Source organism: Allobosea sp. FW305-C-101 (assembly GCF_058783685.1).
Window position 1 is genome coordinate 643,333 of record NZ_JBYSYT010000001.1, and the last position, 17,113, is coordinate 660,445.

At 61.7% G+C, this 17,113-nt stretch carries 17 protein-coding genes; 7 read left to right on the plus strand and 10 right to left on the minus strand.

What is annotated here, in order from left to right:
• Positions 1-72: 72 nt before the first annotated feature.
• On the plus strand, positions 73-1,113 hold the full coding sequence (gene ligD, locus AC3WMA_RS03025) for a non-homologous end-joining DNA ligase (RefSeq protein ID WP_492283921.1): 1,041 nt from the start codon (positions 73-75) through the stop codon (positions 1,111-1,113).
• 652 nt (positions 1,114-1,765) lie between these two features.
• Here the strand turns inward: ligD and AC3WMA_RS03030 are convergent.
• The 3 genes from AC3WMA_RS03030 to AC3WMA_RS03040 are packed head-to-tail and all read right to left on the minus strand — an operon-like array spanning position 1,766 to position 2,645.
• Positions 1,766-2,011: a DUF7696 family protein gene (locus tag AC3WMA_RS03030; protein ID WP_492283922.1), complete on the minus strand. Its 246-nt coding sequence runs from the start codon at positions 2,009-2,011 to the stop codon at positions 1,766-1,768.
• Between the two features lie 8 nt (positions 2,012-2,019).
• Complete coding sequence (locus AC3WMA_RS03035) at positions 2,020-2,394, minus strand: hypothetical protein (protein WP_492283923.1); 375 nt, start codon at positions 2,392-2,394, stop codon at positions 2,020-2,022.
• Positions 2,391-2,645 carry a hypothetical protein gene (locus AC3WMA_RS03040; RefSeq protein ID WP_492283924.1) on the minus strand — a complete coding sequence of 85 codons (255 nt, stop codon included), beginning with the start codon at positions 2,643-2,645 and terminating at the stop codon, positions 2,391-2,393. Before AC3WMA_RS03040 ends, AC3WMA_RS03035 begins: the two co-directional genes overlap by 4 nt.
• Positions 2,646-2,705: 60 nt before the next feature.
• Between AC3WMA_RS03040 and AC3WMA_RS03045 the strand changes: the two genes are divergently transcribed.
• From AC3WMA_RS03045 to AC3WMA_RS03060, 4 genes are read left to right on the plus strand one after another with little or no spacing between them, the layout of a single operon-like run.
• A complete protein-coding gene (locus AC3WMA_RS03045) occupies positions 2,706-2,936 on the plus strand; it encodes a hypothetical protein (RefSeq protein ID WP_492283925.1) in 231 nt (76 codons plus the stop codon).
• Positions 2,936-3,370: a LexA family protein gene (locus AC3WMA_RS03050; RefSeq protein WP_492283926.1), complete on the plus strand. Its 435-nt coding sequence runs from the start codon at positions 2,936-2,938 to the stop codon at positions 3,368-3,370. The genes AC3WMA_RS03045 and AC3WMA_RS03050 overlap by 1 nt, the downstream gene beginning before the upstream one ends.
• Complete coding sequence (locus AC3WMA_RS03055; protein WP_492284732.1) at positions 3,367-4,659, plus strand: Y-family DNA polymerase; 1,293 nt, start codon at positions 3,367-3,369, stop codon at positions 4,657-4,659. The genes AC3WMA_RS03050 and AC3WMA_RS03055 overlap by 4 nt, the downstream gene beginning before the upstream one ends.
• Positions 4,660-4,670: 11 nt before the next feature.
• On the plus strand, positions 4,671-4,976 hold the full coding sequence (locus AC3WMA_RS03060) for a hypothetical protein (protein ID WP_492283927.1): 306 nt from the start codon (positions 4,671-4,673) through the stop codon (positions 4,974-4,976).
• A 253-nt stretch (positions 4,977-5,229) separates the two neighbouring features.
• Here the strand turns inward: AC3WMA_RS03060 and AC3WMA_RS03065 are convergent, their stop codons facing one another.
• The 7 genes from AC3WMA_RS03065 to AC3WMA_RS03095 all read right to left on the minus strand — a co-directional run bounded on the left by AC3WMA_RS03065 (position 5,230) and on the right by AC3WMA_RS03095 (position 15,252).
• Entirely contained in the window at positions 5,230-6,858 is a 1,629-nt protein-coding gene (locus AC3WMA_RS03065) for a CHAT domain-containing protein (RefSeq protein WP_492283928.1), read from the minus strand.
• A 1,056-nt stretch (positions 6,859-7,914) separates the two neighbouring features.
• Complete coding sequence (locus AC3WMA_RS03070; RefSeq protein WP_492283929.1) at positions 7,915-8,400, minus strand: hypothetical protein; 486 nt, start codon at positions 8,398-8,400, stop codon at positions 7,915-7,917.
• Between the two features lie 226 nt (positions 8,401-8,626).
• Positions 8,627-9,052 carry a hypothetical protein gene (locus AC3WMA_RS03075; protein WP_492283930.1) on the minus strand — a complete coding sequence of 142 codons (426 nt, stop codon included), beginning with the start codon at positions 9,050-9,052 and terminating at the stop codon, positions 8,627-8,629.
• A 709-nt stretch (positions 9,053-9,761) separates the two neighbouring features.
• Complete coding sequence (locus AC3WMA_RS03080; RefSeq protein WP_492283931.1) at positions 9,762-11,798, minus strand: AAA family ATPase; 2,037 nt, start codon at positions 11,796-11,798, stop codon at positions 9,762-9,764.
• A gap of 53 nt (positions 11,799-11,851) precedes the next feature.
• Positions 11,852-12,136 (minus strand): hypothetical protein, encoded by a 285-nt coding sequence (locus AC3WMA_RS03085; RefSeq protein ID WP_492283932.1) that lies wholly within the window; start codon positions 12,134-12,136, stop codon positions 11,852-11,854.
• A 220-nt stretch (positions 12,137-12,356) separates the two neighbouring features.
• Positions 12,357-13,670 (minus strand): tyrosine-type recombinase/integrase, encoded by a 1,314-nt coding sequence (locus AC3WMA_RS03090; RefSeq protein ID WP_492283933.1) that lies wholly within the window; start codon positions 13,668-13,670, stop codon positions 12,357-12,359.
• 523 nt (positions 13,671-14,193) lie between these two features.
• On the minus strand, positions 14,194-15,252 hold the full coding sequence (locus tag AC3WMA_RS03095; protein WP_492283934.1) for a hypothetical protein: 1,059 nt from the start codon (positions 15,250-15,252) through the stop codon (positions 14,194-14,196).
• A 157-nt stretch (positions 15,253-15,409) separates the two neighbouring features.
• Here AC3WMA_RS03095 and AC3WMA_RS03100 point away from each other — a divergent pair, with 157 nt between their 5' ends.
• Both AC3WMA_RS03100 and AC3WMA_RS03105 read left to right on the plus strand, forming a co-directional pair.
• Positions 15,410-16,342 carry a lytic transglycosylase domain-containing protein gene (locus AC3WMA_RS03100; protein ID WP_492283935.1) on the plus strand — a complete coding sequence of 311 codons (933 nt, stop codon included), beginning with the start codon at positions 15,410-15,412 and terminating at the stop codon, positions 16,340-16,342.
• Between the two features lie 178 nt (positions 16,343-16,520).
• Complete coding sequence (locus AC3WMA_RS03105; RefSeq protein WP_492283936.1) at positions 16,521-17,099, plus strand: L,D-transpeptidase; 579 nt, start codon at positions 16,521-16,523, stop codon at positions 17,097-17,099.
• The last annotated feature ends 14 nt before the right edge of the window (positions 17,100-17,113 follow it).

Here is a 17,113-nt window from a genome sequence, read left to right on the forward strand (position 1 = left end):
TGCTACCCTAGGTAACGGAACGAAACCTCTCGCCGCCCGTTCGCGACTCGTTGCGTTATGGAGTTGCGTTCAATGTGTGCGCGTCGGGTTCTCAGAGCCGGGCCTGCGGCTGATCTGGTCAAGGGCCCGGTGGCGCGGCGAAGAATGGCTCGGCGCGACCTTTTTGCCGATTCCATGCCGGACCGGGTTGAGCCCTGTCTGGCTCTTCTGGCGAAGAAGGCCCCTGCAGGCGATGATTGGGCCTTCGAGGTGAAGTGGGACGGCTACCGCCTCGCAGTCCATATCGAGCGGAGCCGGGTTCGCATACTCACCCGCGGCGGGCACGACTGGACCGCGCGCTTTCCGACCATCGCTCATGATGCACGCGAGCTTGGGCTGGATAGCGCCATTCTCGACGGCGAAGCGGTCGTGCTCGATGAGCGGGGCGCTTCGGACTTCGGAGCTCTGCAGAAGGCGCTGGGCGGTCGCGGCGGGAGGCGCTTTGCAGCCGAGGCCTCCCTGTATGCTTTCGACCTGCTTTATCTCGACGGTCAGGATCTGCGCATTCTGGAACAGGAAGAGCGGCGCCAGATGCTGGAGCAATTGATCGGCCGCACGCCGCATGGCTCGATCCGCTTCAGCGAGGAGATTGACGCGGAGGGCGATCGGTTCCTTCGGAAGGCCTGCGAGCTCGGGCTCGAGGGAGTCATCGCGAAAAGACGGGATGCGCCTTATCGTTCTGGAAGGAGCGGCGACTGGCTCAAGATCAAATGCGTGCAATCGGAGAGCTTTGCGATCGTTGGTTATGAACCCTCCGCGATCGCTCTGGGAGGGATTGCAAGGCTGCTGCTAGCAGCGCGCAAGGGTAGCGAGCTCGTCTATGTTGGAAGTGTCGGAACGGGATTTACGGAAATGGGTGGAGCAGAACTGCGCAAGCAGATGGACGCTCGCCTCCTTCCCAAATCAGCGGTGAGGATCGCCGGCTCTCGCCAGGCCAACCGCTGGACTAAGCCGGAGCTGGTGGCTGAGGTCGCCTTCCGCGCGTGGACAGACGACGGCAAGCTCAGGCATGCGTCGTACAAGGGTTTGCGCGAGGATTCTGACGAAATGTCGATCTTCGAAATGAACCGATAGTCCGCGACACGCGTAGTTTCTCGCAAAGAGGAATTGCGATGACGGATGATGATGGCAGGCCGGACACGCGGCGCCAGGCTCGGTCGATTTCCCGGCTCATGACTCTGGCCGTCCTGGTTGCGGCAATCCCGGCCATAGCAGTCGCTGCGGCATGGGTTTGGTGGCAATGAAGCTGAAATTCTTGCAGCCACGGAACTGGAGCGATGGTCGCCAGTTTATGCCCCGCTATCGCCGCCGCACCACGTCGCCGATAGCGATGGTTCCTCTGCCAAGATGACCATCCGAAGCGAGCCGGCGCTATTCCCCCAGCCGGCCAGCTCGCTTCATTTGCCTTTGATCGGAGAGCGAGCCGCGGATGTACCGGCAGCTCCCGATCAAGGCCTTGACCCGGCGATCCTGATCCCAGACATCCACCGCAGTTCGCCTCACACGTGGCGGAACAATGGCAGGCGTCAGCAGGTTGCTTCTCCATCGTCAGGAGGAGGCAACAATGGGCTTGCTTGAGATCAGCGTGGTTCTGGCCTGCGCTTCGGCTTTCGGCTTCTACATTACCGACCCTCAGGAGTGATGAGATGGACGACCCGGTTGTCGTCGCGACGGCGATGATGGCGGTGGCTGCTGTCGCCTGGTTCGTTTCCCGGCGCTGGGAGGTCTAGGGCTTAGCCTTCAGCCGGGCGTAGCGATCGACCTCAGCGCGAAGTTGCACAACCGCGGCGTCGCCGCGCTTAAACTTCATGCCTTTGCCGGGCTCGTCGAAGACTTCGTTTCGCTTGGCGAGCGGCAGGTCGGCCAGCATCCGCACTTCGCATTCGTGCTTCCACTCTTCCGACCATGTCGAGACCTCGCGGCCGGCGAGGATTGAGAAGACGTGCGGCGGGTTGTCGGGCGGGAACGGCATGAGCGCGGCTATGCCCGATTCTCCCGACGTCGCGTAGCCTCCTTGCGCTCCTTCAGCCATTCCATGCGGTTGACATGCGCAGCCCAACCTTCCGGGCCGATAAATTCGAGATAGCGCTCCATAGCCTTGCGGATATCAGGGAGCGCGGCATCACGGCTCGAAGCGCGCCCGCTGAGCGGTGTCGCCTGCGACGCACCATTCCCATGCCTGCCGGGATGGAGATGGAAGTTCCACTGCCAGTCTGGCACCTCGCCCGAAGGGCCTTGGACGAGAACTAACGAGGCTATGTAATAGCCATCGCAATCCACCGACCAGAACTTGTCGTTGTCTTCGGGCCGAGGGTGGTCGTCATATGTGCGCTGGAGCGTCAAATTGATTGTCATAGCGCCCGAATCTGCTCCTCGAATTCCTCGGGGATCGAGCCGTGACGCGCCAGCACAGCGAGATCGCTGACCTCCCCGGTCTCATCGTCGGCGGTGACGTGGATGACGGCGACGCCCTCGGCGGTTTTCCCCAAGCGTTCGCCCTCGTTCAAGGCGTGATGCTTCGTCTTCGCCAGCACACGCTGGCCGGGCACAAGCCGCTTCCGATGGGTCCTGAAGGGCTGCAGGAAGAAGGTCTCGACGCTGGCCATGGCTTGACTCCTCGGGGCTCGTTTGTTCTCATTACGTTCTCATTTTTCAGGACGCAAGAGATGTCAGCGCAGCCAGCCGACCAGCAGGTCGAGGACACCACGCTCGACGCGGAAATCACGGGCATCGTGTCCATGCTGATGGAGGAGCACGGCTCGGAAGCCGCGGCTCTACGAGCCCTGGCGCACGATTTCATCGTCCTTCTGGCCGACGCCGATCGTTCAGTCTCGCGGGGCTATCTGCGCGGCCTGTTCTCGCAAGGCGCCCGGCCAGCCGCGGAGCAAAAGCCGTGATGGCCGCGTGCATGGAGATGCGGCCCGTCGCCATCGGAGCGCCGGTGCTGCTTGCTGTCTTTCGCAAGGCCGTGCGCGCAGGCTTCCCGTCCCCGGCGGACGACTACCTGGACGCGCCGATCGATCTTTCCCGAGCGCTGATCCAGAACGCCCCGGCCACCTTCATCATGACAGTTGCCGGCGACAGCGCGATCGACGCCGGGATCTTCGACGGCAGCCTGATCACGGTCGATCGTAGCCTGCGGCCGCGCGATGGCGATCCGGTCGTGGTCGATGTGAACGGCGAGCGCTCCGTGAAGATATTCCGCCTTGTCGGGGGCCGATCATGTCTCGCGTTCGGCAACCGTCGCTATCCCGAGTACGAGCCCGGCCCCGACGCCGATATCGAGATTTTCGGCGTCATCACCAACAGCGTGAGGCGCTTTCGGCGATGACCGCGAGCTTTGCCTTGATCGACGGCAACAGCTTCTACTGCTCGTGCGAGCGCGTGTTCGACCCGAAGCTGAAGCGCCGGCCTGTGATCGTCCTGTCGAACAATGACGGCTGCGCGGTGGCCCGCACCAGCGAGGCGAAGGCGCTCGGCATTCGAATGGGTGCGCCGATGTTCACGATCCGCGACCTGGTAAAGCGTGAAGGCGTGGTCGTCTTCTCGTCGAACTACACCCTCTATGGCGACATGAGCCGACGGATGAACACCGTCTACCAGCGGTTCGCCTCAGATATCGAGGTCTATTCGATCGACGAAAGCTTCCTTGACGCCACGCCGATCGAGCCGGAACGGCGTGTCGATTGGGGCAAGGATCTCCGCTCGACGGTCTCGACCTGGACCGGCGTTCCGACCTGCGTCGGCATCGGGCCGACGAAGACGCTCGCAAAACTCGCCAACAAGATCGCCAAGTCAACCCCGCAACTCGGCGGCGTATGCGACCTGACCGACGCGGAGGCGCGCCGGGAATGGCTCGGGCTAATGCCGCTCACCGACGTGTGGGGCATTGGCGCCGCTAGCCAGACCAAGCTGAAGGCCTTCGGCTGCAAGACGGCGGCCGACGTCGCCGCGCTCGACCCGAAGCTCGCCCGCCAATCCCTGACGGTTGTCGGCGAGCGGATCATTCAGGAGCTGCGAGGGTACGCATGCATCGACCTTGAGGCGGTCGCGCCGACGCGGAAGGGCTGCGCCGTAACGCGCTCCTTCGCCGGCCGCGTCGACAACCTGGAGATGATGCAGGAGGCGGTGGCCTCTCATGCGACGCGGCTCGGCGAGAAGCTTCGTCACCACGGGCTGGCCACCGATCATCTCACGGTCTTTTACCACACCTCGCCATTCGACGGCGGGCCGGCGCGCTCCGTCTCGACCACAGTAGATTTCCCCGAGGCCAGCAACGACACACTCGTTCTGGTCCGCGCCGCGCAATGGGGCGCTCGGCGGATATGGAAGCCGGGCTATCGCTATGCCAAGGCCGGGCTGATGACCACCGACCTGGTCCCGCTGGAGCTCTCGCAGCGCGCGCTGATCGGCTCGCTGGATCGAGAGAAGTCCGGCAGGCTCATGGCGGCGCTGGACGCCTGCAATGCCCAGCACGGCCGCGGCGCCGTGTTTCCGGCGGCGGCCGGTGTCGAGCGCCAGCGCAAGGCCTGGATCACGAAGTTCGATCAGCGCTCGCCGCGCTATACCACCCGGCTCGACGAGGTTCCCGTAATCGGCAGAGGGGCAACCGCTCACTGAAGGAGGCGAGCATGGCTTTCGATCCAAACGCCTACATCAGCTCCGAATTCGTAAACCCGCGTGCGATCGACGAGGTAATCCAGTCGCTCAAGGAAACCCGCGCCCTCGATCGGGTTGGCGGCTGCTCGGCAGATGACTTCAGCCCGGTGACAGGCATTGCCTGGCTGATCGACATGGCCGAGCACTACGATTGCCTGGTCAGCGGCCCCTATGACCGTGATACCGACGATGGCGGCGACTACTTCCTGTTCCACCATCGCCCGAAGCCGCCGATCCCGCAGGGCGATTTGTTCGAGTGGGCCTTTTATGCAGGATAGGCTGACGGCGGAGGCCCTATGTGCAATCTCTACAGCCGCACTCGGAATGTAGAAGCGATCCGAAAACTCTTCGCCAAGTTCGACGACGCCGGCGTGAACATGCCGCCGTTGCGGGGCATATAGCTCAAGTTGTTGCGCCCGATGTAGCGACGGGCGTCACTGCCGCCAGCCGAAACCAATGCCTAAATAAGACAGCATCGATAGGCTAATCATTTTACAGAATTATGTTTCAGCGACGATCTCCCGATCTTCTCTAGAACCGACTAACAGTCGTAAAAGCCGCCCATATCGCTGGATTTGCATTTTCTTTCTTCATCTGCCGCATAGCCTCTGATAAAGCCTTAGAGGCGTCGGGTCGACGGTTAGAATTACCTATCTGCGTAGCTAATTCTTTTGCGAAGAAGTGCATCAATCGCGAAGTACCTTGATCGTTCACGGCCCAAAGACTGACAACAGCCTGAGACGCCCCCATTCGCAGCCAGAAATCCACCAGTCCGAATAGGCCTTGGGCGAACGTTTTACCCGTTCCTGAGTGGCATGCCGACATGACAACGATAGGATCACGCTCGAACCTAAACTTCAGCTTTCGCATCTCGGCGCCTGTGAGATGACCTTGCGCTAGCGCCAAGAAACTCTTATCCGCGGGATCCTGATCGTCAGCCATCCCGTGGGTAGCGAAGTGAATATATTCGAGCTTTCGTGCGCCTGAGCTCAATCGGGCGATCACTTCTCTTCTATTCGCCGACCGACCAGAAAGCACAGGACCAGAGTGTAGTGTTTTGGCTGCGTCATGAATTTCAGTCATTGCAAACGGCAAAGCCGGCCAGCAAAATTCACGATCACCGGATAGATCAGGATCTCCTACGAGCAAATAACGCCGCTCATTATGATTCGCATCATCGTCACGGTCTTTTGGATTATTTTGCAAATCCAAGTTACTCTTGAAGATACTATAATAAACATCATTAAAAGACCTAGCTACGACGACGTTAAATCTATCGATAATATATTCGCTTTTTAATGGCAACGCGCCAAATGGAACCTTCTGCAGGGATCCTTTAGGAAGCACGATTAGCTTACTTCCCACTGGCATTTCACTCAATTTTTCCGCCACAGCGGCCGGAAGCACCCGATCCGCAACGCGCAAAAGGGCTTGGGAAATTCCTGCGGTAACTGCCGCATCGGCAACCGGGGACACCGAGACAGCCGAGGGGATTTCGCAGTTGCCGCGGGCTACTCTAGGAACCGGGCGGCGCGACGCCTCAACCGCGTCGACCCTCAGCTCCAACCAAAGGCGCCTCAGAAGAGCCTCGTTAGTAGCCGCATGGTTGCTGCCCGCGTCAATATCGTAACCGTCGTACCCTTTGAGTCCGTTCTTGTCGAATAGCCAGACGCATTCAGCGCTGAGAGTTCGATTTAAGCTACGTTTGCTCCCTTGGCCATACATGAGAAGAACAGTTGAAGATTCTTTGTCCAAATCATGAAATGTCTTCATCATCGATATATAGTAATTCTTTTTATATCTTAATGTAACTGCCCGCAATAGAGTGACATATTCCTCTCCTGGAAGCAGCCCTTGTAGTGCCTTGTATGTTTTCCTCCAGTCAAATATTACGTTTTCTACTAGAGCATTTAAAAAATAATCTAAGCCGCATCTAGAATAATCACCACCATTCATTTTATAGTCGAATTGAATTTCATCGGAACGATTGTGATGATGAAGTTTTGAATATGTGTCGATATCCCTAAACATTATGATCTTCAGCTGCTCATATACCTCTGGTCTCAGCTTTTTCATTCTGTCGAGCTGATGCGGCTCGATCGCAACCCCAGGCCCACTCGTGCCGATAAGGAAAAAAAGCATCAAAATTCGTAAGATCATGATAGATCTCCACGTAATTTTAGATTTCAACATAACCCAACGCATTCAACTCTTTAAGTATTACTGCAGCTCCGCATTGATTCGAAACTGCGCTCGCGTTATAACTTCCGTCGCTGACGTATTTGCCTCGACTGTAATGATTCGAGAAGCTCCAAAGATAAGGCGTCTTAATATTTCGGCGTCGATAGCCGAATCCGTTATAGGCCTCGAGCCGGTATAGGATTGAAACTAAATCCCAGTCGCTTTTCCCGGCAAACCCCTCACCACTTATTGCATCGATCGCGCTGGCTTCCCAGTCCGTTGGGGGAAGCCAACTGGTAGGTCGACCACGCGGGTGTTGTCGCGTGCGCTCGGTGAGGGGGACATCCCCGTTGTGAAGATGACCGCGGAAGTTAAGACTAGCTTCCAAGGCATGAATTATCCCTACAAAATACCAAGGCGCGCCCGTCGCCTTCTCTACTGACAAATATCGAGATCTTTCAGAATTGATCCTACCAATGTACCACCTGAGCAATCCACGCTTACTATTATTCACCCGGCACGATCTGAATAATGTCCTGTATTCAGATTCTAGGCTAGACGGTGTTGGTCTCGGGCTCCTATCAGCTCCCGTGGAAGACGCTGATGTCTTACCAAATCGCTCACGCTTATTGACCTCGCCGAGAATATTAGCTGCATCATCAGCGATGTTTGTGTTGGACTTGCTCGTAAACTCGATCAGCTCCACAAGCCTCGGCATCGAAGATTGATAATTGCCCGAATTTGCCCCTGCAGGCGAGCGTGTAACGTTAGGTGGCAGTACCAAACCAGCGTTCCTGGCGGACTGTTCGATTCGGGCAATCGCCGCAGCCACATCAGCGTCGCTAATAATACTCTGAGAATAGCTTGTTCCGGCGCCTACGACTAATGGGCCGAAAGCCCCCAAGGATAAGAGGATGGCTTCGCGTCGGTCGAAAGTTAATGTAGCCATTGGCGCCCTCGCTGAAAATCTCATAAAGCATTGGTTACAAGCATTTCTCTGCGCTCGCGATCAGTCATCTAGGGCTTAACGGGATCTCAACTCTCATCGAGCCGCGCGGCAATGCCGGCCGCAGCATTGAACGTTAGGAACGCGTGCCAAACGATGACGCCGGTGGCAGCCGTCACGATCGCTGCGGGCTCAGTGACGGCCAGCATGGCCGAAATGCGATCCGAGGCCACACCGAGCTCACGAAGGCTATAGGCGGCCCCGACCAGCAGGCCGGCTGTGATCGCGGACGCAATGACCTCGGTCTGCAGCCAGGAGAACTTGTCGACTGCTGTCATAGCCCCGATCACGAACAGTGCGGCGGCCACGATCGCCAGCAGCCAGGTGGCGCCGAAAATAATGGCGAGCAGCCCCAGGAACAGTACGGCGAGCTCGGCATGGAACAGCCGCAGCTCGTAGGCTCGGCCGGCTGGCGTATCGCGAGCTTCAAGCTTCAGCTCGAGCCGGGTTTCCGGGACTGGCATCTTCGGCAAGGCCGGGCCGTCGCCCCACAGGGCATTCTGCTGATCGCTCATGGCTAATCCCCCTCGGCTTCGAGGATGCCATGGATCTGCCGTAGCGGAAAGCGGCGGCTACGGTCGCGAACGAGCCCGGAAAGGCGCTTCGCCACTTGTAGAATGTGCGTGAGATTATTCGAGCGCATATCTCATCCCGGTCGATCATCAAACGCCGCGCTCAAAGGCGAAGCCGAGAAATTCGGCAGTTTCTAATGTTACACTATTACATCGACGACTGACGATCTCATGAGAACATCTTTGCCTTAGTAGGGATCGCTCTCATGTGCACTTCCGCAGGCTTTTCGACGACCGTCGATAGCTTAACGGCTGCATGACCTCGTCTCGGCCGCGGGAGGGGTCGCGTCGCTTTCCTGACGGCCTTCTGCGCTGCCTGATCCAGCGCAACCAGTTTGACGGCCCGTTTTTGCTGCAGGGCTTTGGTTGCGCGCGTCGCCACCCCTGGCGACTTGCAGCGATCGCAGCGTCGCTTGAGATTGGCCCGCCGGATCGCGGTCATTGCAGCCTTCAACGAAAATGAACGCCGACAGTCTGCGCAGGCCGCTTCGAGCTTAATCAGCTCAATCCATTCCCCGCGCAGAGTCAGATAGTCTTCGCTGCCCACGCAGCTGAACCGCTGGCCGCGGCTCGTGAATTCATGCCCGATTTTCACGGCTCCGCCTCCTTGCGACCCTGCGCCTCAGCCTACGGCAGGCTGACGACTCCGGCAGCCTCGGGTTTTCGCCTGCGCCCACCAGCGGTCGATTTTCGTATTCGGCTATTTGGGTGGCCCCCTGGAGCACCGCAGCCCTCACAGCCTCGCCCAAGGCCGTCAGGCGCCAGAGCTTCTTCGGGCCCCGCGGCCCCTTCCCCGGAATCGGCCGCCCCTTGGGATCGGGATCGTCGATTTGCTCGACCCACCCGCGGCTCCAGAGCCGAGTGTAGAGGTCGGGCGCCAACGCTCGCTGGCGAGCGCCGACGCGCCTTGCGATGTCCTGCGCGCTCAGTCAGGCACCGGGTTCCAACGCGGCCAGGGTCCGAGCGGCCATGGTCCCCGCTCCTGGCGGCCGCCGCCGGGCGGCCTCCCGCAGGAGCTGCCTACGAGTCGCGGGGCCCGACGAAGGCATAGCTAGCTGCTGCGGCGCGGTCGTCGACTTCGGCTGCGCCTTCGCCAGGGATAGCAGCGTTTCGCAAACATCATCCCAGAGCGGATCGTCGCTCGGCGCCGTGAGTGAATCTTCGTCGGCCAGAGCGCGAGGATCATTTGCATAGGCTCTGCTGGTCACGGATGACGAGCCTCCCCCACTCTTAGTGGTGGGGGAGAGGCTCGTCATTCCATCCGAATGACCGGAGATGTTCTCGTCATTCTTCGTCATTCTTCGTCATTTCTCCCTAAACCATTGGCCACGCTTGCCTTTTCCGATAAAGCGTTTGTTCGTCAATTTTCGTCGATAGGCGTCAAACGTCTGCCGAGACAGCTCGTCATTCGCGCCAATGACGAGAAGGTTTTTCGTCATTTGGGCGTCCCATTCTGGGCCGGACAAAAAGAACTCTCGCCGCCCCTTCAAGTATTCTCGGCCATACTTTTCCTGCACCGCCTGGTCGTATGCCCGAAGCATCTGCTCCTCGCGTTCGGTCAGCGCGTGCTCGAATTCTTCCGCCGCTTCGACGGGTTTCGGCTTCTCGCCAATGCGCACCACGGCCGACGTGACGCTCTCGCCTTCCGGCCCCTGGCCGATGGCGGCGCCTTCCAGATGGAAGACGACCGGCTCCGCGAACTCGAGATCGCGCTGCTTCTTCACCGTGATGGCGCCGTCCTTGACCTCGAGTTCGGTATCGAGCGCCGCCTTCAGGCCGGACCAGCCACGGGCGCCGCGGCTGTCATCCTTGCCCGTGTGGTGGATGGCCATCAGGTGGCAGCCGATCGCCTCGCGGATCTTGTCGAAGTTCTTGATGAGCCCGCCCATGTCGGTAGACGAGTTCTCATCGCCGCCGGCGAGCACGCGGGACACGGTGTCGATAACCGTCAGCACACATTTCTGGCCGAACCGCTCCTCGGCCGCCCGGATGGTTCTGGCGAGGCCCTTGACGTCCGTGGGGTTGCGCAGGTCGACCGAGAGCGGCAGGAACACCAGTGGCAGGTCAGCATCGAAGCCATAGACCTGCTTGAGCGCCCTGACGCGCTTGCGGAAGCCGCCGCCACCTTCGGCCACCAGGTAGAAGACAAGGCCCTGCGTGACGCGGTTGCCGGCCCATGGTTGCCCGGAGGCAACGCAATAAGCCAGATAGAGCGCGGAGAACGTCTTGGCCTGCCCTGGCGCGCCGTAGAGCAGCGACATGGCGCCGCAATCGAGATAGTCACGCACGAGGGGCCTGTGCGTTGCCGTGAGCGCGCCGCGGTCGGCTTCGTCCGCTGTCTGGAAGGCCCATGCGTCGTTTGGGCGAGCCGCTGGCGAAACGGGAATCCCCGCATCGGTGCTGACCTCATCGCTCACATCGTCAAACTCAAGCTCCGCGGACGATGAGCCGACGGGCGTTCGCCTGTATCGTTCGGCGTGCTCGACGCGGTCACGGATGTGTTCCTCGGACCTCGGCTCGATACGCCGCGGGTTCCAGTGCTCGACCATCAGCTCAACGGCCGTGTCGACGCTCACCGCATGGTCGAGTACCCTGCAGGCCACGTTATAGGTGCCGTGCTCCGGGGCATGACGTTGCAACCATTTGGCCGCGGCGGTGATGGCTTCCGGCAGGTCGAGCTCGATGGTGGGCGCCGCGTTGCGCACCATTGGCTTGGGGGCCCGTACGAAATCCACCAGCTCCTCAGTAGCAACTGCGATCGGGACATCATGCACGACGGCGTAGGTCTTGCCGTTGATGACGGATCCGGGCGCGACCACATAGCCGCCGTCGCCTTTGATATCGAGCCCTTCTCCGAGTTTATTCGCGCCACCGGAGAGCCATTCGACATCCTCGGCGTGGAAGTACCTGTGCTCACCCGCATTTGGTGAGAGAACCGTTCTGGTTGGCTGAAGCGTCCCTATCGTGCGCTCCAGTTCTCGGAGCGAGCGGCTGCCCTCCTTCCCGTTCTTGTTGTCGATGTCCACGACGAACAAACCGCCGCCCGTGACAATCCCGATGTTATAGTCGAGTGGGTCGCCGCTTAGCGCTTCGGACCAAAGTCGGTGCACCCGGTCAGGGTTGTCCGACGCCAATACCTTCCAATCAACCCCCTTGAAGGCTGGCTCCTTGCCGTTCGGCGCCAAAGGAATGACCTTGAAGCCATTGCGAGCATGTGAAACTGCAGAATTCCGAAGATTACTGTCGCTTCTTGGAGCGATTACAGCGGAATTTGCGGTATCTCGCACATCGTCAAGCAGAACAATAGTTGACCCAACGAGAGCTTTGTTATACTCTTCCATCTGCTGAAAGCCTTGCTTTGCCCGGTGTCCGTGTGCTGACGGCGCCGGGCTTTTCAGTTTTGGGGGTTCAGCGGCGCATTGAGCCAGCGGCGATACTCGCCGAGCTTCAGCCGCGGCATGCCCTCAACGACGAGCCAGGCGGGGCCGCGTCCTTTCTTTCGCCAGACGTAAAGCGTGATCTCCGCGATGCCGGAGAGCGCAGAGACTTCGGATGGCGCGAGCAACAGCTCATCTGGCGCTCCTGACAAATCAGGAACGCGGTCCCATCGCCGCTTGCGTGGCTCTCGGGAATTTCGAACGCGCTCCGCCGCATCGATGACGTCAACATCAAAGCTCATAATCGGACCTCCTCACAGGAAGCCCGGCCCCGCCGGATAAATGTCGCGACTTGTTGGCTATGGAGCTTGTGAGGGTAGGTCTCTTTGTGGCCTGCGATCGAGCGAGCTTGCGTCTTTAGAGGCTATTGCTCAGGCGATCTTGCGAAGTATGTGGCAGGCGACGTCCCGCGGGAACGGGCACTACACATATGGTACTGCATCCGTGCTTAGGACGCAATATCTAGAGACTGCCTACCGTGGCCTGGGACCGTTTTAGCCGGCCCGCGAGATAGACGCGGATCGCCCACCTCCGCGCAGCCAGGACGCGCGCCGACCACCTATCATTCTTATCATAGATCCGCTCGAGCTCGTCGCGCTGGTGAGCCAGCATCATCTCCGCCGTTGTGTCATCCACGCCGAGCTCAGTTAGGCCCGAACGCATAGTCCGGCGCAGATCGTGCAGCGTGAAGCGCAGGCCGGCTTCCGCCTCGAGCTTGTCGAGCATCTTCGTAAAGCCGCTCATTTCCCCGCCAGTCTTGCGGGAGGCGAAGACCACACCGCTTGTCTGCCGAGGGCATCGCGCTAGCGTCGATTGGAGCAGCGGAACGATTGGAATCTGGTGCGGCCTCCCCTGCTTGGTGTGAGACGGAGGAAGCACAAGGCGGTCGGGCCTGACCATCGCCAGGGTCAGCCGCGACATCTCTCGGCGCCGCGCACCCGTCAGGATGAGCGCTCGAACATAGCGGCCAAATGACGTTGACGGATCTGCGGCGTTCCACACCCGGCCGAGCTCATCGGTCGTCAGCGCCCTGCCCTTCTCATCCTGGCTGATCCGCTGCGCGCGTGTTGAGCGCTGTCGACGAAGCCCTGCCAGTGGGTTGGCAGGCGTGATGCCGCTATTGGTCGTCCACTCGAATAAGGTTCGCAACCGGGTGCGGAGATCGTCCGACGCACCTGGCCCGCCCAAGGTTTGCATTCGCGCTCGCCGAGGCCCGCGCTTATCCTCGGGCGTCTCGACCACACGTCGGATCGCCGCCTTGTCGATACAGGTGACCAGGTCGCGGCGCGTCAGCGTGGCAACGTCGCGCTTTTCGAGCCCAGCCAAGCCACGGCGCAGCACTGACATGGCTGTGTGCAGGTTCGCATATTTCCGCCTTGTCAGGCTCGCTTCATAGGCATCTAGCACCTTCTCGACGCTGGAAGCCTCGAGGCGCTTTTGCTCGCGACGCGCCAAAGCAGGGTCCTTTCCGCTGGCGACTTGCCCGGCTTGCGCCTGCGCCAATTGACGCGCCTTTGAAACGGAGATTGCCGGCCAAGCGCCTAGGCCTATCTTCTGCGGATTAGCGCGCGCCCCTGCGCCAGCGGGCCGGTAGACATAGACCCACGAACGCCGCTGCTTCCCAACCCGGAGCGCGAGGCCGTTCATGCCTGCGTCCCAGACCAAAAGCTCGGCCTTGCCCTCGGGCAAAGCGAAGCCGGGAACGCTCGCGTCTGTCAGCCGAAGCTTGAGCGCCGGAGAGCGCTTCGCGGAAGCCTCGGGAACGTCTGGCAACATGCTGGCAACAACCAAATTGCAAGGGCATCGTAAAGTCCTGTAATGGATAATACGCCATTATGCGATTGATTTCACGCCATAAAATTCGCGCTGTGATATGTACCTATAGGGATACATAATATGCTAGCAGACCTAGACTTCACTCTTCACACGGGAGGGGTCACAGGTTCGATCCCTGTATCGCCCACCATTTTCCCGGATTTTTCAGTCTTCTCAAAGCACGAGCGCTCAAATGCGCGCGGCTTGCCGGGCCAGCTTATGCTCCTACGCGCAACCCGCGTGAGAAAGGGAGCGCGCCGCCTCCCAACGACGCGCCCCCTTCCCGCGGGTGCCAGCCCGCATCGCGCCGAGTGCCATGTTCCGCTGGCCCATTCCGAGGCGAGTGAACGGGCTTTAGCCGAGAGCGCCCCCGCGGACCGATTACGGGCGGATTAAGAGAGCGACAGACAGGCCAGGCCGCGCCCAAGGAACTGGCGCCGCTGCGACCAGCCACCCGCCTCATCAAGAGATTTCAACGCTGTCGTCAGCGCAGCACGACCGCCGCGCCATCGTCCTGCGGCGCACCGCCCTTGCCGATCCGGGCGAGCTCCTCGCCGAAGCGGGCCGCGATCGCCAGCCGGAAATGCAGCGGGTCCCAGTAATTGGCGTCCTGCGCCGTGATCGGCGAGGCATGGGCGTAGTCGACCACCACCGCACCTTGGCGGCGCGCCAGCGCAGCGACCTCGGCCTTGCAGCGGGCATAACGCTGCCAGGCGGCCGATCCCTCGCGCGGATAGGCCATCAGATGGGCGGGCGGCAGGACCAGCATCACTTGCGTGGTCTTGGGGAAGGCCGCGATGTTCTCCTCCAGCCATGACAAGGCCGGGAAACGCCAGCTGGTGCTCTCGGCCGGGGCGACGGCGGCCGACGGCGACAGAGGCGCAAGGTCGGGAATGACACCGCCATTGCCGGCATAGATGTGCCAGCGCGCCCGGGCGAGATCGTAGCTCGCCTCGGGCGGCGTGAAGACCTCGTAGCCGTCGCCGCGGATGCGCTCGCGCGACAAGCCGAGCCGATGAGCCATGAGCCGGCCGGCAATCTCCAGATTGGTCAGGTTGAGCAGCTTGGGCCAGTCGCTCCAGCCGACCTCGCGGGACAGCCATGCGGGTACCGGACGCGGCGTCAAGCGCTTGGCCTCGTCGGTGGCATCCGCCTCGCACCAGGTCGTGTCGATGCCCCAGATCAATCGCTTCGGCGCCTGGACATGCTCCCGGACGAGCCGCGCCATCTGCGTCTGCTCCCAGGGCGTCGCCGCGTTCATCGCGAGATTGACGAAACGGGCATCGAGACCGCGCGAGAGGAGCTCGGGGTCGAGCAGGCGCATCGTCGAGGTGCCGATCACCGCCGCGTCGAAGCGCCCGGAGCGGACGAGCTGCGGGTACATGAAGCGCTGGTTGATATCCATGATCGGCCGCGACGCCTGCCCGGCATGGACGCGCATGCCGAAGGGGTCGAGCACCGCGACGAAGGCGAAGAGCAGGCCGGCACTGATCGCCACCGCCCCGACAAACCATCGCGACCACTTGATCCAGGCCTTCGCCATTCCGGCCTTCCGCTCCGACGTTTCATTCAACAAGGGCGTCACGACCGATGAGCCGGCGACAACGCGGCGTTCTCATCGCACAGGCCAGCGCCTCGTCACAACGCGAAAGGCGCGCTGCATGGCCGCAGCGCCCCAGACATGGCAGAGAAGGCCAATGATGCCCGGCCGCTTTCTCCGTTCGCCCTGCTTGCCGAAACGGCTTGCAGCGCTGCTGCTCGCCGCCGCGCTGCTGTCCGCGCCGGCGCAGGCGGCGGAGGAGCCGCAGCCGGCTTCGTCGGGCATCCAGGATGCGCTGTGCCGATTGATCGACGACGCAGCGAAGGCGCAGGGCGTGCCCGCCGCCTTCCTGACCCGGCTGATCTTCCAGGAATCGAGCTTTCGCGCGGGCGTCACCAGCCCGGCCGGTGCGCAGGGGGTCGCCCAGTTCATGCCCGGGACGGCGCGCGAGCGCGGCCTGATCGACCCCTTCGACCCCGAACAGGCCGTACCCAAGGCAGCTCATTTCCTGGCGGAGCTGCGCGACCGCTTCGGTAACTGGGGGCTTGCGGCAGCGGCCTATAATGGCGGGCCGAACCGCGTCGCAGGCTGGCTTGCCGCGCGCAAGGCCGGACAGACGCGCTTCCTGCCGAGCGAGACCGAGAACTACGTCTTCGCCATCACCGGCCGGACTGCCGACGACTGGGCGGAGGAGGCGATCGACCGTGCCAATGGCGACGGGCGCTCGCCACCCATGCCGCCAGCGACCCGCGACGGCGATCCGCTGGCGAATTGCGCACCCACGCTCGTCGCGATCCGCCAATCGCGCCCTGCCCTGCCGGCGATCACGGAAGCGCCCTTCGCGCCCTGGGGTGTGCAGCTTGCCGGCAATTTCTCGAAGGCGCGGGCGCTCGCCACTTTCCAGCGGGCCGGCGCCCGCCATCGCGCGATCATCGGGACACTGCCGCCGATGGTGATCGGAACGCGCCTGCGCAGCCGCGGTACGCGCGCCTTCTACCGGGTACGGCTGCCCGCAGCGACGCGCGCCGAGGCCGTCGCCTTGTGCCGGCGCATCCAGGCCGATCGCGGCGCTTGCGTCGTGCTGAGGAGCTGACTGCCCACGGGCAATGTTGCATGCGCGCAACGCAGCATGGCAAAGCTCGATCGCTCCCGTCGATGTGATTGCGGGCCGATTGCACGCCCCTGGGGAAGCTGACAGGACGTTGAGGAGACGTTGACTTTTCTGCGTCATTTTCGCGACCAGCCGTCCCGACCCGCCCGAGGTTCCTCCGATGATCCGCTCCACCCGCCTGGCCTTGCTCGCCGGCCTTGGCCTGCTCGCTCTGGGCTCCGCCGCCCGAGCCGAAATCGACCCTCTGACCCGCCAGCCGCTCGTCCAGTACGTGGACCCGGCCAAGGCGCAGGCCACCGCCATTCCGCGTGAAGTCGTCGACTACCCGACCAAGCACAAGCCGGGCACGATCGTGATCGACTCGGCCGAGCGGCGCCTCTATTTCGTGATGTCGGACGGCAAGGCCGTGCGCTACGGCGTTGGCGTCGGCCGCCCCGGCTTCGACTGGGCGGGCACCCAGACCATCTCGCGCAAGCAGGAATGGCCGACCTGGACGCCGCCGGCCCAGATGCTGAAGCGCCGCCCCGACCTGCCGCGCTTCATGCCGGGCGGCCCCGACAACCCGATGGGCGCCCGCGCGCTCTATCTCGGCTCGACCCTCTACCGCATCCACGGCTCGAACGAGCCGGAGACGATCGGCCAGGCGGTCTCCTCGGGCTGCATCCGCATGCTCAACGAGGACGTGATCGACCTCTACGAGCGCGCCAAGGTCGGCACCCGCGTCGTCGTCGCGCGCTGAGCGACCAACAGATT